Annotated in this window: 23 protein-coding genes; 18 read left to right on the top strand and 5 right to left on the bottom strand. The window is 46.0% G+C overall.

What is annotated here, in order from left to right:
- The first annotated feature begins 100 nt into the window (after positions 1-100).
- The 4 genes from ACFO4O_RS17315 (at position 101) to ACFO4O_RS17300 (ending at position 2,698) form a co-directional block, all read left to right on the top strand.
- Positions 101-853: a tellurite resistance TerB family protein gene (locus ACFO4O_RS17315; RefSeq protein WP_382410827.1), complete on the top strand. Its 753-nt coding sequence runs from the start codon at positions 101-103 to the stop codon at positions 851-853.
- 80 nt (positions 854-933) lie between these two features.
- Complete coding sequence (locus tag ACFO4O_RS17310; protein ID WP_382410825.1) at positions 934-1,563, top strand: YceI family protein; 630 nt, start codon at positions 934-936, stop codon at positions 1,561-1,563.
- 14 nt (positions 1,564-1,577) lie between these two features.
- The gene (locus ACFO4O_RS17305) at positions 1,578-2,141 is read left to right on the top strand and encodes a cytochrome b (RefSeq protein WP_382410823.1); all 564 of its coding nucleotides are present in this window, start codon (positions 1,578-1,580) and stop codon (positions 2,139-2,141) included.
- The gene (locus tag ACFO4O_RS17300) at positions 2,138-2,698 is read left to right on the top strand and encodes a YceI family protein (protein WP_382410821.1); all 561 of its coding nucleotides are present in this window, start codon (positions 2,138-2,140) and stop codon (positions 2,696-2,698) included. Before ACFO4O_RS17305 ends, ACFO4O_RS17300 begins: the two co-directional genes overlap by 4 nt.
- 16 nt (positions 2,699-2,714) lie before the next feature.
- Here ACFO4O_RS17300 and ACFO4O_RS17295 read toward each other — a convergent pair whose 3' ends face one another.
- From ACFO4O_RS17295 to ACFO4O_RS17285, 3 genes are read right to left on the bottom strand one after another with little or no spacing between them, the layout of a single operon-like run.
- On the bottom strand, positions 2,715-3,458 hold the full coding sequence (locus ACFO4O_RS17295; RefSeq protein ID WP_382410819.1) for a hypothetical protein: 744 nt from the start codon (positions 3,456-3,458) through the stop codon (positions 2,715-2,717).
- A 1-nt stretch (position 3,459) separates the two neighbouring features.
- Positions 3,460-4,497 carry a GSCFA domain-containing protein gene (locus tag ACFO4O_RS17290; protein WP_382410817.1) on the bottom strand — a complete coding sequence of 346 codons (1,038 nt, stop codon included), beginning with the start codon at positions 4,495-4,497 and terminating at the stop codon, positions 3,460-3,462.
- 51 nt (positions 4,498-4,548) lie between these two features.
- Positions 4,549-5,349 carry an inositol monophosphatase family protein gene (locus tag ACFO4O_RS17285; RefSeq protein ID WP_382410815.1) on the bottom strand — a complete coding sequence of 267 codons (801 nt, stop codon included), beginning with the start codon at positions 5,347-5,349 and terminating at the stop codon, positions 4,549-4,551.
- 251 nt (positions 5,350-5,600) lie between these two features.
- On the opposite strand from ACFO4O_RS17285, the gene trmJ reads away from it, so the two are divergent.
- The 13 genes from trmJ to ACFO4O_RS17220 all read left to right on the top strand — a co-directional run bounded on the left by trmJ (position 5,601) and on the right by ACFO4O_RS17220 (position 20,225).
- Positions 5,601-6,380: a tRNA (cytosine(32)/uridine(32)-2'-O)-methyltransferase TrmJ gene (gene trmJ, locus ACFO4O_RS17280; protein WP_382410813.1), complete on the top strand. Its 780-nt coding sequence runs from the start codon at positions 5,601-5,603 to the stop codon at positions 6,378-6,380.
- 1 nt (position 6,381) lies between these two features.
- Positions 6,382-7,191 (top strand): serine O-acetyltransferase, encoded by an 810-nt coding sequence (gene cysE, locus ACFO4O_RS17275; protein WP_382410811.1) that lies wholly within the window; start codon positions 6,382-6,384, stop codon positions 7,189-7,191.
- Between the two features lie 359 nt (positions 7,192-7,550).
- Positions 7,551-8,762 carry an IscS subfamily cysteine desulfurase gene (locus ACFO4O_RS17270; protein WP_382410809.1) on the top strand — a complete coding sequence of 404 codons (1,212 nt, stop codon included), beginning with the start codon at positions 7,551-7,553 and terminating at the stop codon, positions 8,760-8,762.
- 199 nt (positions 8,763-8,961) lie between these two features.
- On the top strand, positions 8,962-9,393 hold the full coding sequence (ndk, locus tag ACFO4O_RS17265) for a nucleoside-diphosphate kinase (protein ID WP_382410807.1): 432 nt from the start codon (positions 8,962-8,964) through the stop codon (positions 9,391-9,393).
- A gap of 150 nt (positions 9,394-9,543) precedes the next feature.
- Positions 9,544-10,704: a dual-specificity RNA methyltransferase RlmN gene (rlmN, locus tag ACFO4O_RS17260; protein WP_382410805.1), complete on the top strand. Its 1,161-nt coding sequence runs from the start codon at positions 9,544-9,546 to the stop codon at positions 10,702-10,704.
- 125 nt (positions 10,705-10,829) lie between these two features.
- Entirely contained in the window at positions 10,830-12,521 is a 1,692-nt protein-coding gene (gene pilW / locus ACFO4O_RS17255) for a type IV pilus biogenesis/stability protein PilW (RefSeq protein WP_382410803.1), read from the top strand.
- Positions 12,514-13,665, top strand: a complete 1,152-nt coding sequence (locus tag ACFO4O_RS17250; protein WP_382410801.1) for a RodZ domain-containing protein — start codon at positions 12,514-12,516, stop codon at positions 13,663-13,665. The genes pilW and ACFO4O_RS17250 overlap by 8 nt, the downstream gene beginning before the upstream one ends.
- A 73-nt stretch (positions 13,666-13,738) precedes the next feature.
- Positions 13,739-14,875 carry a flavodoxin-dependent (E)-4-hydroxy-3-methylbut-2-enyl-diphosphate synthase gene (gene ispG, locus ACFO4O_RS17245; protein ID WP_382410799.1) on the top strand — a complete coding sequence of 379 codons (1,137 nt, stop codon included), beginning with the start codon at positions 13,739-13,741 and terminating at the stop codon, positions 14,873-14,875.
- Positions 14,876-14,964: 89 nt separating this feature from the next.
- Positions 14,965-16,242 (top strand): histidine--tRNA ligase, encoded by a 1,278-nt coding sequence (gene hisS / locus ACFO4O_RS17240; protein ID WP_382410797.1) that lies wholly within the window; start codon positions 14,965-14,967, stop codon positions 16,240-16,242.
- Between the two features lie 167 nt (positions 16,243-16,409).
- The gene (locus tag ACFO4O_RS17235) at positions 16,410-17,048 is read left to right on the top strand and encodes a YfgM family protein (protein WP_382410795.1); all 639 of its coding nucleotides are present in this window, start codon (positions 16,410-16,412) and stop codon (positions 17,046-17,048) included.
- Positions 17,038-18,261, top strand: coding sequence for an outer membrane protein assembly factor BamB (gene bamB, locus ACFO4O_RS17230; RefSeq protein WP_382410793.1), 1,224 nt, complete (start codon positions 17,038-17,040; stop codon positions 18,259-18,261). The genes ACFO4O_RS17235 and bamB overlap by 11 nt, the downstream gene beginning before the upstream one ends.
- A gap of 109 nt (positions 18,262-18,370) precedes the next feature.
- Entirely contained in the window at positions 18,371-19,816 is a 1,446-nt protein-coding gene (der, locus tag ACFO4O_RS17225; RefSeq protein ID WP_382410791.1) for a ribosome biogenesis GTPase Der, read from the top strand.
- A 34-nt stretch (positions 19,817-19,850) separates the two neighbouring features.
- Positions 19,851-20,225, top strand: coding sequence for a PH domain-containing protein (locus tag ACFO4O_RS17220; protein WP_382410789.1), 375 nt, complete (start codon positions 19,851-19,853; stop codon positions 20,223-20,225).
- Positions 20,226-20,282: 57 nt separating this feature from the next.
- Here the strand turns inward: ACFO4O_RS17220 and ACFO4O_RS17215 are convergent, their stop codons facing one another.
- Entirely contained in the window at positions 20,283-21,359 is a 1,077-nt protein-coding gene (locus ACFO4O_RS17215; RefSeq protein ID WP_382410787.1) for a hypothetical protein, read from the bottom strand.
- 135 nt (positions 21,360-21,494) lie between these two features.
- Positions 21,495-22,913 (bottom strand): exodeoxyribonuclease VII large subunit, encoded by a 1,419-nt coding sequence (gene xseA / locus ACFO4O_RS17210; RefSeq protein ID WP_382410785.1) that lies wholly within the window; start codon positions 22,911-22,913, stop codon positions 21,495-21,497.
- A 107-nt stretch (positions 22,914-23,020) separates the two neighbouring features.
- Here xseA and guaB point away from each other — a divergent pair, with 107 nt between their 5' ends.
- Positions 23,021-24,490 (top strand): IMP dehydrogenase, encoded by a 1,470-nt coding sequence (gene guaB, locus ACFO4O_RS17205; protein WP_382410783.1) that lies wholly within the window; start codon positions 23,021-23,023, stop codon positions 24,488-24,490.
- The last annotated feature ends 104 nt before the right edge of the window (positions 24,491-24,594 follow it).

Below are 24,594 nucleotides of genomic sequence, written 5' to 3'. Positions count from 1 at the left end.
GTAATATTTCGCGTAAATAGGTGCCAAATAAAGAAACTTTTTTATCGAGCGGCTGTATAAATAACATCAATATCTGACAAGTTCATCGGTGGAGAACGAAATGGATTTATCTAAATTAGTAGGTGGTCTCAGTAAGTCAGGCGCACTTAGCGGCTTCATGGGTGGCGTGGCAGGTGGCGGTTTAACAAGCATGATAGCCAGCAAAAAAGGCCGAAAAGTAGGCAAAGGTGCCTTAAAAGTTGGTGCGCTTGCTGCCGTTGGCGGTATCGCGTGGAAGGCCTATCAGAGCTACTCGGCAAACAAAGGCGCGACTGCTGTCTCAGGCGTGCCTCATGGTGCACAAAGCGCGCCAGCTAGCCAGTCTCAGTATTTTCCGTCATCGCAAGGGCATCAAGCAGAAACATATAACGCAGGCGGTCATGTCCAGTCAAAAGCGGCACAGTTTGACTTTCGCCCCGCAGCGCTTCCTCAACAAGCGTTTGAAGAGGTTGTTGACCAAAATAACGAACAAGGGCAAATGCTTTTAATGCGCGCAATGATTTCTGCAGCCCATGCAGACGGCCATATTGATGCGCAAGAGCGCCAGCGAATTTTTGCACAGGTCGACACTATGGAGCTTAGCGTTCAAGAAAAGGCGACCTTGTTTGATGAACTGCGCAAACCCTTGTCGCTGCACGACTTGGTGAATCAGGTGCCTAATGCGCAAACAGGCATTGAGGTATATGCCGCTAGCGCGAGCGCTGTAGATACATCTGCGCCAGCCTCTCAGGCCTTTTTGCAAGAGCTTTCGCAGAACCTTTGCATACCAAGCGAGTTAGTCAACAGCATTCATCAGCAATTGGCGCAATATTAGGCTAATGTGTAAGTAGGCGCGCCGAAATAAATTTTTAAATAACATCGTCACCAAATAAGCATGATAAAGGAATAATAAAAATGAAAGTATTTACTGTCAGTGTTGTAGCAATCAGTCTTTTTCTTAGCAGCTGTGTGTCGTGGGTGTTTGCTAAAAGCCCGTTTAACGATATGCCCGCCGGCGAATATGCATTGGATTTAAGCCATGCAAGCATTGTATGGAAAGTGTCGCACCTCGGTTTGTCAGATTATGTCGCAAGATTTGCCGATTTTGACGCAAGCATCGACTACGACCCTAATAACATAGAAAACAGCAAAGTCACGGCGAGTATTAACCCTATGTCTATTCAAACCGCCTACCCTAATGCGGCTGAAAAAGATTTTAACAACATCTTGGCAACCGACAAAGACTGGTTTAACGCAGGAGAATTTGCAAGCATCGAATTTACCTCTAGCAACATTGAAATGACTGGCGATACAACCGCCTTGATGAAGGGTGATTTACGATTTTTAGGTACAACACTGCCAGTCACCTTAGACGTAACATTCAACGGCGCGATGCAGCGTCAACCGTTTTCTGGTAAACCGACTATGGGATTTTCAGCGACAACCACTATTGAGCGTTCAAAGTGGGGCATGAGCAAATATGTTCCGAATATAGGCGATTCTGTTGAGGTCATGATTGAGGGAGAGTTCTTTAAAGCTGACTAACAGAAATCATTAGAATGTCGAGTAATATACAGCGTTATCATAGTCTGAGCATAGTCCTGCATTGGCTGATTGCGCTCGGACTATTATTTATGGTTGTCACAGGCGCGTACATGGTAAATGCAGACATGCCAAAAGCCGACCAGTACAAGCTGTTTCAGGTGCATAAAGCGGCGGGTGTTATTATGCTGTGGGCCATAGTGTTGCGAGTGCTCACGCGTTGGTTAACTAGGCAGCCAGCATTGCCGACTCAGATGAGTGTAGCCGAACAACGTTTGGCTAAGCTCGGTCATGTGGCACTGTATTGTGCACTTGTGTTAATGCCCATCAGCGGCTGGTTGATGGTATCTGCCAGTCCCTTCGGCCTGCCGACCTTTGTATTTGTAGAATGGATAAAATGGCCTCATATTCCATTTGTTCAGCGCAATAAAACAATTGAAACGATTGCACGCAACATTCACTGGGTAACGGCTACAGCATTAATCATTTTGGTGGTGGGTCATATAGGCGCAGTTGTGATGCATAAAAAGAAGCAGGGTATTTCTTTATTAAAACGAATGTGGTGGAGTAAAGCTAAGTGATTCAAATAAATCGTTTTACGGTCTTGCATACGATATTGGCAATCGCGCTCTGGTGTGTTGCCAGTGCATGCTATGCTCGATTCGAGATTAACAATCAAAATGCAAGCGTCGCCTTCAGTGGTGAACATGCGGGCATGACGTTTTCGGGCAAGTTCGAACAATGGACGGGCAGCATCATTCTCCCAAACGCCAACGATTCTGGCAGTATCGAAACTACCTTTGATTTAAGCAGTGCAAAAACAGGTGACTTTGTTTATGACGAAACGCTGCCAGAAGCAGATTGGTTTGACGTCGAAAATCACCCAACGGGCAGTTTTGTAAGCCGCTCAGTTACCGCAGCGGCTGATGGATTCAGCGTAAGTGGAGAACTTACGCTGCGTGGTATGAGCAAGCCGGTCAAATTTACCCTGAAAAAAGACGGCGGTCGGCTCAAGGCAACGCTGCCTATCAAACGTTTAGACTATAATATAGGCTATGATTCAGACCCGCAAGCTGAATGGGTGAGTGAAGATATTTTATTAAAAATAGACGTGCCTGCGCCGCCCAACAGCAACTGAGATGTGCTTAAGCGATTTAGCTTATCTTGCGAATGTTGGCAAGAGCGGCAAAATGCTCCATTAGAATTGCGGCGCCTTGTGCATTTAAGTGTGAAAAATCCTTTGCGTTTCCGTACCAAAACTCTTTTGCAGCACTATAGCCGTTATTTGCTAATAAGCGGGTAGGCAGCGTAACAAACTGGACTCCAAAGCCTTCACAAATTTCTTGAGCCTGTTGCTCATAGGCGTTTAGCGGGCTACTTCGCTTACCGATAACGCCTCGCCAGCCAGGGTGACCTTGATTGGGCAGTGGTGATGCTATTGAAAATACGTTTAAATGACTCAGCGCCTGTTCGTTATCAACCGTTTTTAGTCTTTTAATAAATTCTAAATGGAAAGTGGCGCAAATATTATCGTAAATTGAAGGCGTTGCCTTTCGCACCGCTTGACTCAAAAACTTGTCTTGGTCATCCACAATGGCAATCCAATTGCTGCCATTTCCGCTACTGAACAGTTGGAACCCAAATATCACTACGTACGAATATTCGCGCAAATCGATGCCGGTGTTCAAAAAGCCATTGCGGGTCATTATTGCTTTTACACTCTCATGCTCAGATGTCAGCATATTGCCTTCAAGCGATAGCTCATTTAACAGTGCAGCGTTTTTGCCACTTAGGGGCAGATAATCAATATCTATGTCTAAGTTTAAAAGGCCTTGGTTGGCTGCATCTTTAACTGACGCGGCATTGCTATCTGATATAAGAAGAAGTTTAGACATCATATTAATTTTTGAAATGAGCGAGCATGAGCTCCTCACATACCTCATCAGCTTGTGCTTGAGTAGCGTCTACCTTTGTTTTATTTGCCTTATTAGCTTGGGGCAGCGCTGCGAAAAAATTCTCCATTACAAATGCGACGCCCTTCGGGTGAACGCTTCGCAGATTTGGCATAAAGAAATTACCTTTAAAAACCGGAGAATTAATAATTTCATACGAGGGAAAATAATCCACATACTGACGGTTGGACGACAATTGTTCGGCCACTGCTCTGAGGATAGATTTTGATGCCATCGTTGCTACTAATACGTGTTTACCAGAGGCGGTTGCGGTTAATGGCACGGGTGATACCGTCAAAATAAACCGAAGCTTAGGATTGACCTTACGCATCTTTTCCATCGCATTGCGCAAACGTTCCAAAATAGGCACAAACTGTTGGTTGGTAAACTTATGTATGTCACCGTTGAACTCTCCAGCAACAGTGCCTGGACACATCGGATATTCATATTCGTGCGCTTGGTTTGTCCAGCTCTCGGTGAGGCCTAGCGTAAATACGAAGTATTCAGCGCTTTTTATGGCGCGACCAAAGGCGTCAACCGTGTACTGACGCGAGCGTACTACCTCGTCAGCTGACGCGAAGCCCTGTGGCTCTATGTTGGGTCGAAAGGGGTCGTAAAAACGCCCATCTTTTTCCCATATCTCAGATGGAATTTCTTTATAGCCAAGCGCCCAGTTTGTCCACTGATCAAGCAAGGACGTGGTGTAGATATTGCCCGTTCGTGATGAAAATATATCGTAATTGAATCGAGCCGCATCCTCGGCACTCATTCGATGAGGCGCTTTTTCAGTGCTCAACCAATTGTAGCCACGCTGTTTTAACGCCCTGCCGATATGCTGCGCAAAACATGAGCCAAAGGTCACCACTTTTTGCGCAGGTCTGATAGCAAATTTTGGCTTCCAAAGCCCTGCGATGTCGAGCATATGTTGTGATGCAACAGCGCTTTTCCAAAAAGCATCGTCTGGCATATTTTGGTATGGATTCAAAGCGCCTCCTTGTCAACCGACTATCGTAAAAGTGCCATCAGTTGATGGCTATCAGGCTTTAAGATTCTTAACAATGTGCTGTACCACGCGAGAGCTTCCAGCGACCAAACCATTAGCACTTCCGGCTTGTTTAAGCTCAGCATACAAGGGGTCGTTATTGCCTGCGTAATCGGTGATTAAGCCGCCTGCTTCTTTGACCAATAGCTCGCCTGCGGCCATATCCCACGATTTTAGGCCCTTTTCCCAATAACCGTCAAAGCGACCGGCAGCCACATATGCCAAATCTAAAGCAGCAGAGCCTGAGCGGCGTACATCACCAGCTTGAGAAAATATACGGTTAAATTGCTGCAGAGATTCCTCCAATCGAGCTTTATCTCTAAACGGGAACGCGGTTGCTAGAATCGAGCTCGATAAGTCTTTTGTTTTGCTTGCGCGAATACGATAACCATTAAGCTGAGCGCCAGCGCCTTTGCTGCCAGCAAAAAGCTCGCCTCGGATAGGGTCAAACACTACCGCTTGGTCGAGTTTACCTTTGTGCAGTAAGGCGATGCTTACTGCAAAATGAGGAATGCCTTTTATAAAATTAGTGGTGCCATCGAGAGGGTCGATTACCCACACATAATCAGGGTTGTTTGAGATTGACCCGCCTTCTTCTCCAATGAAGGAGTGGTCAGGATACGCGTCTTGAATTTTTCCGATAATTGCGGTTTCCGCTTCTTTGTCGATTTTAGTTACAAAATCGTTCAGTCCTTTTTTTTCGATGTTAAGGTCGTCGCGATTTTCAAACCCTCGCGCGATGATTGAGCCAGCGGCGCGTGCTGCGCGCACGGCAATATTGAGCATAGGATGCATAGAGTCCACCAAATAAAAAAGACAAATTGTTAAAAGAACGGGATAAAAACACCATAGAGTGTATCAGACAAGCACTTCACATGCTATATTGTGCGCCGTTTTTTAACGGTCGTTTTCCCAAAAAGTTATGCACACGGGTCATACATATAGTTCATACATAAAGCTCATACATCAACTCAGGCGACGCTTGCGTTTCATGTTCGATGTTTTATGTTCGATGTTTGAGATGCGTTGCAAAGGATATCAAAAATATGCTCGATAAGGTTCGTATCGTACTGGTTAATACCTCTCATACAGGCAACATAGGGTCGGCAGCCAGAGCGATGAAAACTATGGGCCTATCTTCTCTATATTTGGTAGACCCCGTATCTGAACCAGATGGCAAATCAAGTGCCTTAGCAGCGGGCGCCGGTGATGTGCTTGCGAATGCGAAAATAGTGCCCACCTTAGCCGAGGCTATTGCCGATTGTGGCTTGGTGATTGGCACTTCTGCACGCACGCGGACGCTCTCTTGGCCGATGCTTACGCCACGCGAGACAGGCATCAAAATAAACGATGAAGTACATCAGCACGATGTTGCCTTAGTCTTTGGCAGAGAAAACAGTGGTTTAAATAATAACGAACTGCGGGTCTGCGATTTTCATACATGCATTGAGGCAAATCCTGAATACAGCTCTCTTAATTTAGCCGCAGCCGTTCAGACCTTTTGTTATGAAATTCGCACCGACTATTTAGACCGTGAAAAGCGCAAATATCGGCCGGTCAAGGTTAGTGAGTATCCAATGGCCGAAGATTTGGCGCGCTTTTATGTGCATCTTGAGAGCACGCTGCGCAAAACGAGTTTTATCCGCGAAAATCACCCTGGCGTGGTAATGGAAAAGCTGAAACGTTTGTTCAATCGTGCCCGTCCTGAGGCACTTGAACTTAATATACTGCGCGGCATTCTTGCGTCAATTGATAAACAATATGATGTGAAACAGGGTCGAGCAAACACAGCAGTCAATAAACCACTGCACGATGACGAGGCCTGATATGTTCGAGCGCGTTAAAGAGGATATTGCCAGTGTATTTCATCGCGACCCCGCGGCTCGAAATACGCTCGAAGTACTGTTTAACTATCCCGGTCTTCATGCCATTTGGGTGCATCGCTTAAGTCACAAACTATGGCATATAAAGCTATATTGGCTAGCTCGTTTTGTTTCAAATTTAAGCCGTTTTATTACCGGCATTGAAATTCATCCCGCAGCAGTGCTGGGCCGACGTGTGTTTATTGATCACGGCATGGGGGTAGTGATTGGTGAAACCGCTATCGTGGGTGATGATGTCACGCTTTATCATGGCGTAACCTTAGGCGGAACCAGTTGGAGTGCTGGAAAACGTCATCCAACGCTTGAAAATAATTCAGTAATTGGGGCAGGGGCGAAAATACTCGGGCCTATTACGATTGGGCACAACGCTCGCGTGGGTTCTAATTCAGTCGTAGTAAAAGACGTACCGAACGGTGCAACGTGCGTAGGCATACCCGGGCGTAATATTTTGCAAAAGAAAGAAGACAAAGAACGCGATGCAAAGCGCCACGCGATTGCAAAGAAGTATGGTTTTGATGCATACGCCATCTCGGAGGAAAATCCGGACCCGGTAGCCAGCGCACTAGGTTTAATGCTTGAGCACGTGCACTTGATGGATACTAAGGTAGAAGAAATGTGCAAAGTCATTCAATCACTAGGCGGCGATGTGTGCACGCAGTCGTTGCCCAAGCTTAATGCTGAAGATTTTGCGCAAACGGGCATTTCGCCCGTGTTGAAAAAGGCCGCAGCGGAGGCTTTTGACCCTAGCATTTAGATAACCATTGCCGTGTACCACATTGCTTCCAGATTGCCGCTCTCAGCAGTAATCGTGCTTGAGTAAAAAGTTGATAATTTTGTCTAGACAATTAGACTTTCGCTATTGCGTTGCGTTTCGATGGAAAAGTGCGTTTCAATGGAAAAGTGCGTTTCAATGGGCGAGTGCCGCGCGCCGGACTCATCTTTGCTTACGCAGCACCAGACGAAGTGCCTGATACGAATGTCTGCGCAATAAAAGTTGCATTTTGAAACAATAGACACACTATGCACAGGTAGCATGCACGCTGGACATATATTACCTGTTCAGTATGTCAGCCTTAATGCCCAAATGAGTTAGCAACAATAAGTGAATGTTTAATGAGTGCTCCACAATTGCCTATTTACCTCGATTATTCGTCTACTACGCCAGTGGACCCACGCGTAGCGCAGAAAATGCATGAGTGTTTAACGCGAGAGGGTAATTTTGGCAATCCTGCATCTCGGTCTCACAAATTTGGCTGGTTTGCAGAAGAGGCGGTTGATATTGCGCGCAATCATGTTGCAGATTTGGTCAATGCAGACCCGCGAGAAATTGTGTTTACGTCGGGAGCCACTGAATCGAACAATCTCGCTTTAAAAGGTGCTGCGCATTTTTATAAAGACCGTGGAAAGCACATTATAACGCTGAGCACGGAACACAAAGCCGTACTAGATACCGCTGAGCAGCTTGAGCATGAAGGTTTTGATGTGACGTATATGCAGGTCGAATCAAATGGTCTGCTCGACTTAGAAAAGTTCAAAGCACACATACGCGAAGACACTGTGTTGGTTAGTGTCATGCATGTAAATAATGAAATTGGCGTTATCCAAGATGTTGGCGCGATTGGCGAAATTTGTCGGCACAGAAACATTATATTTCATGTGGACGCAGCGCAGAGCACGGGAAAAGTTGCCATTGATTTACAGCAGATGAAAGTCGACTTAATGTCGTTTTCTGCCCACAAAACCTATGGCCCTAAAGGCATCGGCGCGCTATATGTCAGGCGTAAGCCGCGTATTCATATTCAAGCACAAATCCATGGCGGTGGACACGAGCGAGGCATGCGGGCAGGCACCCTAGCAACCCATCAAATCGTGGGTATGGGAGAAGCATTTCGTTTAGCAAAGTTAGAAATGGAGAGCGAAAATTCGCGCATTTTGGCCTTGCGAGAGCGCTTATACGAAGGCCTTCAACAAATACCAGAGCTTTATGTTAACGGTGACTTAGCGCAAAGGGTTGCACATAACTTGAATGTAAGCTTTAGCTGTGTTGATGCAGAACTATTGATGACGGCGCTTAAAGATGTGGCTGTGTCGTCAGGCTCGGCATGCACCTCCGCTAGTTTAGAGCCCTCATACGTACTTCGGGCAATTGGTGTGAGCGATGAGTTGGCACACAGTTCTATCCGCCTAAGTATTGGTCGCTATACCACAGAAGAAGAAATCGATTACGTTGTGGACGTTCTTCAAAAGGCTATTCACACGCTGCGAGAGGGCAGTTTGGTTTGGGCAAGGTTTAAAGAAGAGCTTGATAGCGCTTCTTTGTCATAAATGCCTCAAATGTGGGGTAATTGTTGTTGAAAAAGTCAGTAAAAAGATAAAAAGCTGACACAAATTACCCCGGTTGGCGCAATTATCAAAAATTTGATTGGGATTTTGCTTCGAAAGTGCATATAATCGCGCGCTACATGTATGAGGGGCAAAGGCTCTTTGACGTTACACAAACACACAGAATTTATAGGAATTAATCATGGCTTTAGAACGCACGTTTTCTATCATTAAACCTGATGCGGTCGCGAAAAACGCAATTGGCGCCATTTATAACCGTTTCGAAAGCGCAGGCTTGCGTATCGTAGCGTCTAAAATGCTTCATTTGAGCCGCGAAAAAGCCGAAGGCTTTTACGCTGAACATAAAGAACGTCCTTTCTTCGGTGCCTTAGTTGATTTTATGACTTCAGGCCCAGTCATGGTGCAAGTATTAGAAGGTGAAAATGCGGTAGTCAAGAATCGCGAAATCATGGGTGCTACCAATCCTGCCGACGCTGCTGCTGGTACTTTACGTTCAGATTATGCCGAATCTATTGACGAAAACGCCGTACATGGTTCAGATGCTCCAGAATCGGCTGCTCGCGAAATCGCGTATTTCTTTTCTGACGAAGAGATTTGCCCACGCACTCGCTAATACTATTACAAGTTGACACTAAGGGAGCTTGAGCTCCCTTTTTTTGCTGTATAGCAAATACAATGTATGTCAACGCAAGCTCGCGCGTAAAGGCAAGACGCAAACCAGCGTAAAACGAGTAAACCGACACAATACCCATAGGTACTTAATATGAGCGAAGCACAGCAGGTACAAATCGCGTCCACAGGTGAGGCGAAAAAAATAAATTTGTTGAACTTTAACCGTCAGGGCCTACGGGATTATTTTGCATCTATCGGTGAAAAACCTTTCAGAGCAGACCAACTTATGAAGTGGATTTATCAAGCCGGTGAGTCTGACTTTGAAAAAATGACCAATATCAACAAGGCACTCAAAGCAAAGCTAATCGAGAATTGCGAAGTGCGAGCGCCCGAAATTTCTGAATATCAGCAAGCGACTGACGGCACCATAAAATTCGCCATCATGCTAGACGGCGGTCAAGAGGTAGAAACAGTGTGGATACCTGAGAGTGACCGCGCTACGCTGTGCGTGTCGTCCCAAGTGGGCTGCGCACTTGAATGCACATTTTGCTCTACCGCACAGCAGGGCTTCAATCGTAATTTAACTGTGGCAGAAATCATCGGTCAGGTGTGGCGGGTTGCTACCTTTATTGGGCTCTCTAAAGATACCTCACAACGCCCCATCACGAATGTTGTTATGATGGGAATGGGTGAGCCCTTGCTCAATTTAAAAAATGTCGTCCCTGCCATGGACATCATGTTAGATGACTTTGGTTTTGGTCTGTCAAAGCGGCGCGTGACGCTGTCTACCTCAGGTGTGGTGCCAGCGCTTGACAAGCTTGGCGACCAAATTGATGTTGCCTTGGCCATTTCGCTGCATGCCGCCGATAATACTTTGCGCGATGAAATAGTACCGGTAAATAAAAAATACCCCATTGAAGAGTTTTTAGCAGGCGTGCGCCGTTATTTGGCAAAGTCGAAAGCTAATCAGGGAAAAGTCACGGTGGAGTACGTGATGCTTAGCAATATTAATGATAGTACTGACCAAGCACATCAGTTGGCAAAAGTACTTAAAGACACGCCAAGCAAAATTAACTTAATCCCGTTTAATCCCTACCCAGGATCTCCGTATACTTGCTCAAGCAACTCAAGAATAGACCGATTCTCTAAAGTATTAATGAGCTATGGTTTTACGGTTGTGGTAAGAAAAACCCGCGGTGACGACATTGATGCAGCTTGCGGTCAGTTAGTGGGTGATGTAGTGGACAGAACCAAGCGTTTGTTGAAAAAACAGATGAAAGGACAGCCGATATCGGTAAGAATGACTCAATAGCAGGCAAAGGGCTTGCTAATTGCATTGCTTAGATCAATTATTGCTTTATATTTTTGCTAAAACTAAGAATTAATAATAATAAAACCTTGAATTGTAGCCAAAAATTACAAAGGACGATCATTATCATGTTGAGAGCTTTAATTTGCGTTGTTATAGCACTGTCATTGTCGGCCTGTGTGTCAGCGCCAGAAGATCCGTCATTTACAGGTGCAAGAGAATTCGATGCTAATGAAGCGTCAAAGACGCGCGTTAGCTTAGGCTTGACCTATCTGCAAAATGGTAATTTTAGCCAAGCGAAGTTTAATCTTGATAAAGCACTTGAGTTTGCGCCACGCAACGGTCAGGCTCATTATGCCCTCGCATTTTATTACCAACAGGTTGATGAGCCTAAATTAGCTGAAGATAGTTATGAAACAGCGCTTCGCTTCTCAAATAATGACCCTGATGTTGTAAATAGTTACGGTGCGTTTTTGTGTCAACAGGGTAATTATGACAAGGCGAAAGAGTACTTTCTTAAAGCGGTAAACGATAGAAATTATGTGTCTACCGCAGAGACCTACGAAAACCTTGCAATTTGCAGCCAGAGCCAAGGAAAAAACCAAGAGGCGATTGAGTATTTTAACAGTGCGCTTAACCATCAACCCACGCGCGCTGAAAGTCTTTACCTGCTTACACAACTCTACGTGCAAGAAAAGCAATGGGAAGAGGCAAAGCGCACTCTGTTTAAATACGAACGAAATGCCCAGGTGTCAGCCGAAACCCTCTACCTGCAGTATCAAATTGCGCTCGGCTTAAACGATACCAAAACCGCAGTTGGTTACGGCGAAATATTAAAGTCAATGTTTCCAAACCATAGCAACACTAAAAAATACCTCGCACAGATGGGCAAGTTTCAACCATCTGCGACGGTGACGCGAAAAATCCGTCAGCAATCATCATCCCCAGAGCCCGTTGTTCTTGATACGACCATAGTTGAAAATGTTCTCAGCGAAGAAGACACCATTATTGTTGAAGAAGTAGAGACTCAAAATGGTGAAACTGCCTTAGTGATAGATGAGAGAAAAGTGATTCAAACCGACAATATTATGATTGTGGATACTACTCCAGAGCCAGAATCAGAATCAGAATCAGAACCAGCGACAGAATCTGAAGTAGCAAACGATACACAAAGCGCCGCTGATGATTTAGCAGATGACATAAGTGAGGATATCGCAGAAACACCCGAAGTATTTGTGAGTGACGCCGCGCAACTCGCAGATTCCACGCTTGACGAATCTGCTGAAGAAGCGTCAGCGGCCATCATTGAGGCGAGTGACGACGTGATAGAAAGCGCCACTGAAGAAGTTGATGCCGCGAGCGCTGAGATTTCAACTGAACAGGCAGACGTGGCAACCGACTCAAGTGCAATCATAGCAGCAGATTCTCTTGACGTTGAGGAAAGTAGCGAAAATGCGCTAGATCAAACTTCACTCCCTGACGAAACAATCCAAGCAAGCACTGACGACGTAGATACTGCATTAGACGGAACGGCACAGATAGAATCAATTACAGATGCTGATGGTGAGGCTGAGGCTTCTATCGATTCGGATATTGAGACTGGTGCTCAAGCAAATATCGAATCTGATGTAGATTCCGAAGGCGCGCAAGATGAAGAACCGGAATATCATACCGTTGCAGCGGGTGAAAATTTATACAGGATTTCCTTAAAATATAATGTGAAAATGACGACTTTATTGGAATGGAATAACATGAGCGATTCATCCTCCATTCGAATAGGTACTGTCTTGAGGGTAAGGGACCCGGATATCAATGAATAATGATGATAACGTAGCACAGAACAACGACGATAAAAGCTCTGCTACGGTAGGTGATATTTTAAGTGCTGCGCGAGAGCAGCAGGGCTTAACGCAGCAGCAGGTTGCTGACCGTTTGCATTTGCGTTTAAGCAGCGTGCAAGCAATAGAATCAGACGGCATTGAAAAGGGCGTGTCGCCTACCTTTACCAAAGGCTATGTTCGTCTGTATGCGCGCTTGTTAGGTCTTAATGCAGAGCCACTTTTGAAGGCCTTTGATAAGCTTCATGCTCAAGATACACCCACTACAAAGCTGCAAAGTTTTTCCAAACGCGTAGAGCGAGAGGCCAATGACTCAAGATGGAACATGGTGACATACATCATCGTTTTATTGGTCATTGGCTCTGTAGTTGTATGGTGGGTAGACCAGTCAAACTTCAGTTTTTCAGAGGCTAGCAACAACGATATTAGTAGCAACACTGAGCAAAGCATCGGCGGCCAAGAAAGCTCCGAATTATCCACTCAACGTTCCGGCGAAAGTAAGGTGCGACCGCAGCTTAACTCCCCTGCGCCGGTTAACAGCTTAGTCGGAGAGCTCGATGACGCATTGGCAAACGTTCAAGACAGCACCTCATTAACGGGCGGTGATGCTGCAAATTCAAGCCAAACATCAGCCCAAGCCACGGGCCCATCATCACAAGAGCAAAGCGCGGAAGACTTAAGAGAAGAGCAAGGGGTTGACTCACTCGCGGGTGTAATTACTCAGGACAGTAAGCTAGAGCAAAGCGCCGCGGATATTATTGAACAAGTGACAAATGATGCTGCGGATAACAATGAACTAACAGCTACCAGCGACGATGCCGGAGCATTTGTTCCTAATCTATCTAGTGACATTTTAGATGAGGTTAACAGCGACGGCAGTGTCGATATGGTATTTACATTTTCGGATGATTGTTGGGTAAGCGTCAAAGATGCCTTTGATGAAACCATCGCCATTGGTGTTAAAGTAAAGGGCCGCGTAATGCAGGTTTCAGGCGTGCCACCGATTAAGGTGATTTTGGGTGCCCCGCAAGTTGTCAGTATAGATTTTGGCGGAGAGTCGGTCGACATGAGCCGCTTCGCTGCTGGTCGCAGTGCAACGTTTGAGCTACCTTTAAACGATGACTAGCACCGTGAAAGCGAGCTTTTTGTAAAAGTGAATATAACGTCGTCGCGTCAAACAAGGTGAATCAAGGTAAAGAATGTTTGCTGAAAACCCTATCAAAAGAAGAAAATCCACACGTATTAATGTAGGCAGCGTGCCTATTGGTGATGGTGCGCCTATCGCTGTTCAGTCTATGACAAACACACCTACAACCGACGTTGACGCAACGGTTGCGCAAATTAACAGGATACAGGCGGTAGGTGGAGAAATTGTCAGAGTCTCGGTGCCTACCATGGAGGCGGCAGAAGCGTTTAAGCAAATTAAACAGAAGGTGTCAGTACCGCTAGTAGCAGACATCCATTTTGACTACCGAATTGCCCTAAAAGTAGCAGAGTATGGCGTTGATTGCCTGCGCATTAACCCTGGAAATATTGGTAATTTAGAGCGCGTGAAATCGGTAGTTGACTGTGCGCGAGATAAAAATATTCCAATAAGAATTGGGGTGAATGGAGGGTCTTTAGAGCGCGATCTGCAAGAAAAATACGGAGAGCCAACGCCTGAGGCACTTGTAGAGTCTGCGATGCGACATGTGGATATACTCGACAAGCTTAATTTTGATCAATTCAAAGTATCGGTTAAAGCATCAGATGTTTTTTTAGCGGTTGGCGCATACCGCTTGTTGGCGCAAAAGATTGATCAGCCCCTTCATCTAGGCATTACTGAAGCGGGCGGCTTGCGCTCCGGTGCCGTTAAAAGCTCAGTCGGTTTAGGTATGCTCTTAGCCGAGGGCATTGGCGATACCATACGGATTTCTCTTGCGGCCGACCCAATCGAAGAAATAAAAGTTGGCTTTGATATTCTTAAATCGCTAAGAATACGCAGCAGAGGTATAAATTTCATAGCCTGTCCGAGTTGCTCCAGACAAGAGTTTGATGTTATCTCCACCGTCAATGCCCTTGAGCAGCGTTTAGAAGACGTGCTTACGCCTTTGGACGTATCAATCATTGGCTGCGTTGTGAATGGTCCGGGTGAAGCTGAGGTGTCTGATTTAGGCTTAACCGGTGCTCGAAACATGAGCGGATACTATTTAGACGGAAAGCGTCAACGAGAGCGTTTGTCAAATGACGACTTGGTTGACCAGCTCGAAAAGCGAATTCGAGCAAAGGCGGCAGCAAAAGCAGCGATGTTAGATGGTAAAAACCGTATTGAGATTAACGAAGTCCCCGAAGGCTAGATATCACAGCATTTAACAAGAGCTTTTAATTTACCCGGCGTGTCAAAATCCTTATAATGACGCGCTTTGTAATTCATATTGAGTGTCTTGTGTCTAAAAATATTCAAGCAATCCGCGGAATGAACGACTGCGTGCCTGCCCAAAGCGGCGTTTGGCAGTATGTTGAGGCGCAAATCCGCCAGCTGGTTAGCAGCTATCAATACCAAGAGATTCGCACTCCCATTGTTGAAAGTACAGAGCTTTTTAAACGCTCAATCGGTGAAGTCACCGATATAGTAGAAAAAGAAATGTACACCTTTGACGACCGAAACGGAGACAGTCTTACTCTGCGTCCCGAGGGCACCGCGTGCTGCGTCAGAGCCGGTAACCAGCATGGTCTTTTATATAATCAACAGCAGCGTTTATGGTACATGGGGCCCATGTTTAGGCATGAGCGTCCTCAAAAAGGTCGATATCGACAATTTCATCAGTTTGGTGCCGAGGCATATGGCCTTGAGGGCCCAGACATAGATGTAGAAGTCATTCTGATGGGCGCGCGTTTATGGAAAGCGTTTGGCATAGCCGACAAAGTAAGCTTGCAAATAAACTCGCTTGGCAGCAATGAGGCGCGCGCGGCTTATAAAGAGAGATTGGTCGCGTTTTTGCAGAGTGTAGAGAGCGATTTAGATGAGGATTCTAAGCGTCGTCTGCACACAAACCCTTTACGAGTGCTCGACACTAAAGACCCGAATACACAAGCCTTATTAAAAGACGCGCCGCGACTCATTGATCATTTAGATGAGGCATCCCAGCAGCATTTCGATGGGCTTTGTGCATCACTCGACGCATTAAACATTGCCTATGAAGTAAACCCGTCGCTGGTGCGTGGTTTGGACTATTACAACCGCACCGTTTTTGAGTGGGTAACTGATATGTTGGGTGCTCAAGGTACAATATGCGCTGGCGGGCGCTATGACTCTCTAGTGGCACAACTGGGCGGAAAAGCGACACCTGCGGTGGGTTTTGCCATGGGCTTAGAGCGTTTGGTATTGCTCATTGAGAGCATTCGTCAAAGCGATGAATTTTTAGTAAAGGCTGACGTCTACGTTATGGCCTCAGGGGACGCATCGGTAAATGGTGCAATGAAGATTGCAGAGCAACTTCGTGATGAGCTTTCGCACGTGCGGGTTCAGATGCACTGCGGCGGTGGAAACATGAAAAAGCAAATGAAAAAGGCAGATGCATCTGGCGCCTACATTGCGATTATAGTGCCAGATAGTGAGCTTAATGAGCAGACCTTCGACGTGAAGTTTTTGCGCGAGCAGAGCCCGCAACAAACGCTATCAATGCCTGAACTGCTTAATTTGCTTTCAGAGAAATTTAGTTAAGCTCGCAAAGCCACAATATTGATGAAGATAGACTGCGTTAAATAGGATATACTTTGCGCCAATTTGTGCACTCGCTTGTGCATCGGTCGGTGAGCAAGCAATAAATACACATATGATGATAGTTGGCATACACAGCAATATGCCACCAATGCGATATAGAGGACAAGATGGAACGCTTTGAAACCGAAGAACAACAAATTGAAGCAATCAAACGATTTTGGAAGGAAAACGGCACAGTCATTATTTTAGGCGCTGTATTGGGCCTTGGTGGTTTATGGGGCTGGCGCTACTACAACGATAGCGTCATTAGTGCAAAAGAAAGCGCGTCTCAGGCCTATCAAACCAGCCTTAGCAGCTTTGCTGAAACCGAAGATATTCAAGCTTTAAGCGCCTTTGTTAATGACAACTCTGACACCGGTTATGCTGCCTTAGCTGCGATGATTGTGGCCCAACAAGCAGTGTTGGAGGATGATTTTGAAACAGCAAAAGCTCAGCTGTCTGTCGCCGCAAAAGGTAAGTCAGAAATAGCAGATGTGGCGAAGTTACGCCTAGCAAAAGTGCATGTTCAGCTTGCAGAATACGAGCAGGCAATTAGTCAACTAGAGACGGTAAATGCGCCAGCATTTGCTGACCAAGTTAATGAACTGAAAGGTGACGTTTTGTACGCGCAAGGTGCTTACGACGAAGCGAGAGCCGCTTATAATTTGGCGCTTGTTGAACTTCCTGGCAATCAAACCATCAAAATGAAACTCGACAATATCGCATATGCTAGAACGCAAGCAGTGAGCAGTAATAGTGAACAATAGTGTAAAAATACTGGCTTTAGCCCTTTTACTAAGTGGCTGTACAACCGTAACTAATTGGTTTTCAGATGAAGAAGAAATTGCCATCCGTACCTTACCGGAAATTGAAATGGCTTTTGAAACCGAGACAGTTTGGCAGCAAGACGTCGGCGATGGCATCGATAATTACTTTTCTCGATTATCGCCTGCAGTGGGCTACGGAAAAGTGTTTGCGGCTGACCGAGAGGGCACAATCGTTGCGCTTTCTCCCCAAACCGGCAAAGAAATATGGGAGCTTGATATAAGCACTCGTTCCACACGCAGTTATATTGGAAATCTCTACGGATTATTTCCTGCCAAAGTATCGGCGAAAGTGGCTGGCGGTATTACGCTTGGCTATCAACGTCTTTATATTGGTACAGAGAACGGTGAGGTTCTTGCTATTAACGAGGCCGACGGCAGCATAGCGTGGCGAACAAAAGTACCTAGTGAAGTCCTTGCCGCTCCAGCCATCGACTCTGGTATCGTGGTTGTTAATACCGTTGCCGGCACCTTGGTTGGCTTAGACGCTAATACCGGTGAGCTGAAGTGGGTGAACGAATCGGATGTACCTCCTTTGAGTTTAAGAGGGGTATCTGCCCCTGCTGCTGCAAATGGCGGTGCGATTGTTGGTCAGGCTTCAGGGCGTTTGCAAGTAAGTATTATCGATACTGGCTTGACCGCGTGGGAACAAGTTATTGCAAAACCAGCAGGTGCCACAGAGTTAGAGCGTATCGTGGACGTAGACAGTAAGCCTTTAGTGTTTGGCGGAACGGTCTATGTAGTTAGCTACGGCGGAACATTATCTGCGGTTGAGCTGCGTACAGGACAGGTAGTGTGGAGTCGAGAGTATGGCTCATATCGCAATATTAGTATTTTTGGTAATCGATTATTTGTCACCGACAACAACTCAAATGTTTACGCAATAGACAGACGCAATGGGGTTGAGCTCTGGTCATCGGGGGAATTACGTCGCCGTAATCTTACAGAGCCGACACCGGTTGGCGATTACTTGGTAGTTGGCGATAAATTTGGTTTTCTTCACTGGTTTACCCAAGATGAAGGCAAATATGTATCTCGCATGGAAGTAGGAGACGATGATGAAGATGAAGGTATCTACACAGCGCCTGTTTACCAAGATAACATATTGGTTGTGCAAACTAGAGATGGCGTCGTTAGCGTAATTTCTACGCCATAACTGCCACGCAAAGCTACAAATCAGGAACGCCGATGGTATTGCCATTGGCGTTTTTACACTTTTAAAGGGATGAATTCCTTTTATCGCAAGTTAAATAAAGAGGAAGAGTATGTTACCGGTAATCGCGCTAGTTGGACGTCCTAATGTAGGCAAATCAACTCTGTTTAATCGATTGACCCATACGCGCGATGCCCTAGTAGCTGACTTCCCGGGCCTTACGCGCGACCGCAAATACGGTCAAGCTAAATACGAAGAACGCCAGTTTATAGTTGTTGATACCGGCGGCATCACCGGAGATGAAGAAGGAATAGATGCTGCCATGGCACAGCAATCCCTGTTGGCAATTGATGAAGCCGATGTTGTGCTTTTTATGGTCGACGCTAGAGTGGGTTTGACCCCTGCGGACATTGGCATCGCTGAGCACTTACGCAAGCAAGATAAGATGATTCACGTAGTTGCCAATAAAGTCGATGGTATTGACGGGGACAGCGAAAGTGCTGATTTTTATTCATTGGGATTTGAAAGCCTGTTTCAGATAGCTGCCTCCCAAGGAAGAGGAATTACGCAGTTGCTCAATGACGTTTTTGTGCCCTTAGAAAAAGACTTCCCTGATATGCTCATACAGCAAGACGAGGTATTAGAAGAAGAGGACGCACAAGAAAAATTAGAAAGGCTGCAAAACTCCCCAATTAAACTGGCCATCGTAGGCAAACCAAATGTGGGTAAATCAACCCTAACCAATCGCATTTTAGGTGAAGAGCGCGTGGTCGTGTTTGATTCGCCGGGCACAACGCGCGATAGTATATTCATACCCATGGAGCGCGATGAGCGTGAATACATTCTTATTGACACCGCGGGCGTGCGTAAGCGTAAAAAAGTATCTGAGGCGATTGAGAAATTTTCCATTGTAAAAACGCTACAGGCCATTGAAGAGGCTAATGTGGTGCTCATGGTCATTGATGCAAGAGAAGGGATAAGCGACCAAGACCTGAGCTTATTGGGCTTTGTTCTTAACTCTGGACGCTCTTTGGTGATGGCAGTTAATAAGTGGGATGGTCTTGAAAGTCATGTTAAAGATGAAATTAAGCGAGAGCTAGACCGGCGTTTGGGTTTTGTCGACTTTGCCCGCCTGCACTTTATATCTGCTTTACATGGCACTGGTGTGGGGCATTTGTTTGAATCAGTACAAGAGGCGTATGCGTCGGCAACTAAGCGCATCAATACCGCAATGCTGACCGATATTATGGAAATGGCACAGCAAGACCATCAGCCTCCTTTGGTGCGCAGTCGTCGGGTAAAAATGAAGTATGCGCATGCAGGCGGGTATAATCCGCCTGTGATTGTCATTCACGGTAATCAGGTCAAAGACCTACCCGATTCATACAAGCGCTACCTTATGAACTATTACCGTAAATCGCTGAAAATAATGGGCACGCCAATAAAAATTGAGTTTAGAGAAGGCGCTAATCCTTTTGAAGGTAAAAAGAATCAGCTCACACTTGCCCAAGAGCGAAAACGAAAACGTTTGATGGCGTTTCATAAGCAAAAGAAATAAGCTTGCACTTGGAAAATCATCAAAGGAGATCAATATGGGATTATTAGACGCCTTAATGGGCAACGCCAGCGACGTAGACTCACATGAAGTAGCCGAAGAATTAGCGCCGGTGATGGCCGATAACGAACAGGTTGTCCATGCTTATAAAATGGTAAGAGACTTATATGTTTTTACTAATAAACGACTCATCTTTATTGATAAGCAAGGACTCACAGGCAAAAAAATAGACTATTTAAGTGTGCCGTACAAAGCGATTACAAGTTTTAACGTGCAAACGGCAGGTCGTTTTGATACCGATTGCGAATTGAGCATTTGGATGTCGGGTAAAAGTGACCCACTGAAGGTTGAAATTGCCGCAAAATTAGCGAGCGACGTGCAAAAAACGCTCGCCAACTGCTTGTTTTCCTAAGCTTTTAAAAACGGTACCGCTACGCTATTCTGCGCAACCGCCCAGTAACCTAATAGCTTAATGCTGTCGCATTGACTGCATAAATAGCGATTCTTGCGGTACTCTTATCTCACCAATAGACTGCTCTACAAGCGCTAGCATCATGTGCTTGGGAAGATTGCCCGTTAGCTTGATGAATTTATCATTTTGGGTAAACAAGAACTGAGTGCTGTATATCGGATCGACCGTCGTTTGCAGAGCTACCTCTAAAGACAAACCACTTACATCTCCCTTAGATGAGTGAATATTGGCAGGCTGAATATCAGATATTTTGTAGTCTTCTACCTTCGCTTTTTGAATCAAACTTTTAATATGAGACTTTTCATTTTCCATTTCACTCGCCAATGGTGAGTCACTCGCAGCAATAGACGAGATTTGCTGATGAACAAACGGAGATACAGGATAAACAGAGATATCGACGACGGCATCTGCATATTGAGGATGGACATAGCGAGAAATACTGCCCTGCAGAGGGTCGTGATAAAGCGCCGTTTCCATAAATACAAACTCTCCGATTTTGTCTGGCAGCGTTAGCTGCTGCATATAGTCGCTTGCCCCAATCACTCGATAAATACGTTGAGCATCAAACACATTTTGGCTCTGCACATATTCAACCCAGGCATTGATAATAGATTCGGTGCTTGTTTCGATGCTCTTGTCAACGCTCACACATTGTGTGTAGTCGTCAATGGGGATTCCGCGCCAGCTTGTGGTCATTTCAAGTAAAAGGGTGGATATCTTTTCGTCATCTATTTTGATTGCGCTACTGATCAATAGCTCATATTCAGACAAACTCAAAGCCTCAAATACCTCGTCGCTTAGAGGGTGAGCGCTTAACGCTTTGGCATAGTCTTCATGGGTAAGGGCATTGAGTGTGCACTGCCTATTTTGACACTCTTGAATTGTTGCTTCACTTAGTTCTGCAGCAAATACGGGCCATTGACTGTTGTCGATGGCGTGCGATGAAAAGCTCACTGCGCTTGCACTTAAAACAGCGAAACTGGCAAAAAGTAGAAAAAAGAAATTAGGAAGAGGACGAATTTTAAAGCCGAGCTGGCCTAACAATTTTGGGGGAAACTTGGCTATCTGCACCATGACTACATCCACTGTATTTATTGTTTATTATATGTTGAAAATTGCTACATATTTGAACCTATAGATTAACATTAGCATGTGATTCACACAATCTTAACAAGGTTTTGAAAATCAATGCATTATGAAACAAGTAAGTCACTTGGCCGGTTTTGTTGATATGACAGACGAAACTATCTCGCCGTCAGCGAGCTTAGTCACAACAGTATCGTGCTTGCTGATGTTATCAACGCTTCTTAATATTTGATCATCGCAATAAGTAATGCTGTAGCCGCGTGACATCGTGGCCAAAGGGCTGACTGAATTTAGCAGGTCGGCTTTTGCGCCTAGTGCACGCTCAAGTCGGGTTAACAAAGCAGTTTGTGCGCTCTGCATTCGAGCGCTGAGCTGAGAAACATGTCGCTCGTACTGCTTAAGTTCCTTGCTTGGATTGCACTGTGCTAGCTGCAGAGTGCTTTGTTTGTGCTTTGCATTTGCGTTATTTAAATATTCGTTAAACGCGCGCTGCAAGCGAGTTGCAAGCTGCTCACGGCGCTCCTGTTTGGTCATTATTGCGGTTTTAGGATGGCTCGCGTTCAAGCGATTTTGCAAGCTTTGCAGCATCTGTTGGTGTCGGTTGATGTCGCGTATTGGACTAGCGGCATTAAAGTTAGCCAGTAAAATGTCTAGTCCTTGGGCAGCGTCTCTAAAACGGTGCCTTATAGACTGTTGCAATCGCTGGCGTGCTTGCTCGATGTTTCGCATCAATACCTGTGCATCTTGACTGATGCTTTCGGCAGCAGCACTGGGTGTTGGCGCCCTAAAATCAGCAACAAAATCTGCAATAGTAACGTCAACTTCGTGCCCAACGGCCGATACAATAGGTAGGCGCGAAGCAAATATTGCTCGTGCGACCACTTGTTCGTTGAATGGCCATAAATCTTCAAGTGAGCCGCCCCCTCTGCCAACGATTAAAACATCTACCTCGTTACGCGCGTTAGCAATTTCAATTTGTTTTACGATAGAGGCGGCCGCAGTTTCTCCTTGTACAAGGGAAGGATAGATAATGACTTCAATTGCCGGATTGCGCCTGCCAAGAACATGCAAAATGTCATGCACAGCAGCGCCAGTGGGAGAGGTCACCACGCCGAGCTTTGTGACGCGCTCTGGCAGGGGCTTTTTATGCTCTTGGTTAAATAAGCCTTCTTCCTGCAATGCTAGCTTGAGTGCTTCGTAGGCTTGTTTTAGTTGCCCGATACCTTCGGGCTCTATGTGTTGTGCAATCAGTTGATAGTCGCCGCGCGGCTCATACAAGCTGATGTTTGCGCGCACTACGACCTTGTCTCCGGCCTTAGGTCTAAAGCCCGCTTTTTGATTGGCCCCTTTAAACATTGCCGTGCGCACCTGCGCTTGACTGTCTTTTAAGGTAAAGTACCAGTGTCCAGAGCTAGCCGCCACAAAGTTACTGATTTCACCGCTTACCCAAACCAGACCTATTTCGCTCTCTAGCACGCGTTTAGCAAAGCGGTTGAGTTTACTAACAGATAAAATACTCACTTGACTCGGAGTGGCAAACATAAGCACCTAAATTTATTGCATCATTTTGTTGATTGTAGTTTACCCAGTTACAAAAAAACACTACAATTGCACCGCAATTAAGCCCCTACTAACACAGGTAAAATTGCATGCTGCGCATCGAAAAAGAAGCTTTAACCTTCGACGACGTACTCTTGGTGCCCGGGCACTCGACGGTCCTTCCTCACACTGCCAATCTGTCTACAAAATTAACGAAGGGTATCACCCTAAATATGCCGCTAATGTCGGCTGCTATGGATACTGTTACCGAAGCAAATCTCGCCATTGCTCTTGCCCAAGAGGGTGGAATTGGATTTATTCATAAAAATATGACGGCACAAGCACAGGCTGAACACGTTTTGCGCGTCAAAAAATATGAAAGTGGTGTTGTTCAAGACCCAGTAACGGTCAAACCAAGCGCGACTATTGGCGATACGATTGCCCTTAGCAAGCAACTTGGTTATAGCGGTTTTCCGGTTGTAGATGAAGAAAATAATCTAATAGGCTTGGTGACAGGGCGTGATTTACGCTTTGAAAACCGCTTAGTGGAGCCTATTAGCAAGGTAATGACGCCTAAAGAAAAACTGGTAACCGTCACCGCAGACGCCGGTCCCGACCAAGTGATGGACTTAATGCACGAGCATCGCATAGAGAAAATCTTGGTAGTGGATGATGCATATCGCTTAACAGGTCTTATCACGGTAAAAGATTTCCAAAAGGCTAAAAGTAAACCAAACGCCTGTAAAGATTCCCAAGGACGATTGCGCGTTGGCGCCGCGGTAAGCGTAGGCGCTGGGACTGATGAGCGTATCCGCTTGCTGGTGGAGGCTGGCGTAGATGTACTGCTTATTGATACCTCGCACGGTCACTCACAAGGCGTTATTGAGCGCGTAAGAGCGGTTCGTCAAGCCTATCCTGACTTACAGCTTATTGCAGGTAATGTTGCTACTGCAGAAGGTGCGAAAGCGCTCGCAGACGCTGGTGTTGATGCGGTAAAGGTGGGCATAGGCCCCGGCTCAATCTGCACAACCCGCATTGTGACGGGCTGCGGCGTGCCGCAGATAACGGCAATCTCAGACGCGGTGTCTGCGGTTGACGGTATGGGGATTCCTGTCATTGCAGATGGTGGAATACGCTTCTCTGGCGACATTGCAAAGGCATTAGCGGCGGGCGCAAGCTCGGTCATGGTGGGCAGCATGCTTGCCGGCACCGAAGAGGCGCCAGGTGAAGTAGAGCTTTATCAAGGTCGATATTACAAATCTTACAGAGGCATGGGCTCTTTAGGTGCGATGAATCAAAGCCATGGCTCATCTGACCGTTATTTCCAAGACAGCAACAACGCTGAAAAGCTGGTGCCAGAGGGCATTGAGGGTAGGGTAGCTTACAAAGGCCCCATTGCTAACATCATCCATCAGCAGTTGGGCGGTTTACGCTCGGCGATGGGCTTAACAGGCTGCGCCACGATTGAAGAAATGCGCACTAAACCCAAGTTTGTGAAGGTTACTTCAGCCGGTATGGGGGAGTCTCACGTTCACGATGTAAGCATTACCAAAGAAGCGCCTAATTATCGATTAGGTTAGGCGGGGTATCAGCCCAGTTGTTGTTCTTGAGTGTGCAACAGCAATTAAACGTACATTTAAAAAGCTGCAGCAATGGGCTGCGCTTTTTAATTTAGGCATTTATA

The sequence above is a fragment of the Glaciecola siphonariae genome (genome assembly GCF_042652645.1).
In the GTDB taxonomy this organism is placed as follows: domain Bacteria; phylum Pseudomonadota; class Gammaproteobacteria; order Enterobacterales; family Alteromonadaceae; genus Glaciecola; species Glaciecola siphonariae.
This window is presented reverse-complemented; position numbering and strand designations above follow the sequence as displayed.

Bases quoted from the DNA above. Each gene is read 5' to 3' on its own strand.
- ACFO4O_RS17315 (WP_382410827.1), top strand. From the start codon at position 101: ATGGATTTATCTAAATTAGTAGGTGGTCTCAGTAAGTCAGGCGCACTT.
- ACFO4O_RS17310 (WP_382410825.1), top strand. From the start codon at position 934: ATGAAAGTATTTACTGTCAGTGTTGTAGCAATCAGTCTTTTTCTTAGC.
- ACFO4O_RS17305 (WP_382410823.1), top strand. From the start codon at position 1,578: ATGTCGAGTAATATACAGCGTTATCATAGTCTGAGCATAGTCCTGCAT.
- ACFO4O_RS17295 (WP_382410819.1), bottom strand. From the start codon at position 3,458: ATGATGTCTAAACTTCTTCTTATATCAGATAGCAATGCCGCGTCAGTT.
- ACFO4O_RS17285 (WP_382410815.1), bottom strand. From the start codon at position 5,349: ATGCATCCTATGCTCAATATTGCCGTGCGCGCAGCACGCGCCGCTGGC.
- trmJ (WP_382410813.1), top strand. From the start codon at position 5,601: ATGCTCGATAAGGTTCGTATCGTACTGGTTAATACCTCTCATACAGGC.
- cysE (WP_382410811.1), top strand. From the start codon at position 6,382: ATGTTCGAGCGCGTTAAAGAGGATATTGCCAGTGTATTTCATCGCGAC.
- ACFO4O_RS17270 (WP_382410809.1), top strand. From the start codon at position 7,551: ATGAGTGCTCCACAATTGCCTATTTACCTCGATTATTCGTCTACTACG.
- ndk (WP_382410807.1), top strand. From the start codon at position 8,962: ATGGCTTTAGAACGCACGTTTTCTATCATTAAACCTGATGCGGTCGCG.
- rlmN (WP_382410805.1), top strand. From the start codon at position 9,544: ATGAGCGAAGCACAGCAGGTACAAATCGCGTCCACAGGTGAGGCGAAA.
- pilW (WP_382410803.1), top strand. From the start codon at position 10,830: ATGTTGAGAGCTTTAATTTGCGTTGTTATAGCACTGTCATTGTCGGCC.
- ACFO4O_RS17250 (WP_382410801.1), top strand. From the start codon at position 12,514: ATGAATAATGATGATAACGTAGCACAGAACAACGACGATAAAAGCTCT.
- ispG (WP_382410799.1), top strand. From the start codon at position 13,739: ATGTTTGCTGAAAACCCTATCAAAAGAAGAAAATCCACACGTATTAAT.
- ACFO4O_RS17235 (WP_382410795.1), top strand. From the start codon at position 16,410: ATGGAACGCTTTGAAACCGAAGAACAACAAATTGAAGCAATCAAACGA.
- der (WP_382410791.1), top strand. From the start codon at position 18,371: ATGTTACCGGTAATCGCGCTAGTTGGACGTCCTAATGTAGGCAAATCA.
- ACFO4O_RS17220 (WP_382410789.1), top strand. From the start codon at position 19,851: ATGGGATTATTAGACGCCTTAATGGGCAACGCCAGCGACGTAGACTCA.
- ACFO4O_RS17215 (WP_382410787.1), bottom strand. From the start codon at position 21,359: ATGGTGCAGATAGCCAAGTTTCCCCCAAAATTGTTAGGCCAGCTCGGC.
- xseA (WP_382410785.1), bottom strand. From the start codon at position 22,913: ATGTTTGCCACTCCGAGTCAAGTGAGTATTTTATCTGTTAGTAAACTC.
- guaB (WP_382410783.1), top strand. From the start codon at position 23,021: ATGCTGCGCATCGAAAAAGAAGCTTTAACCTTCGACGACGTACTCTTG.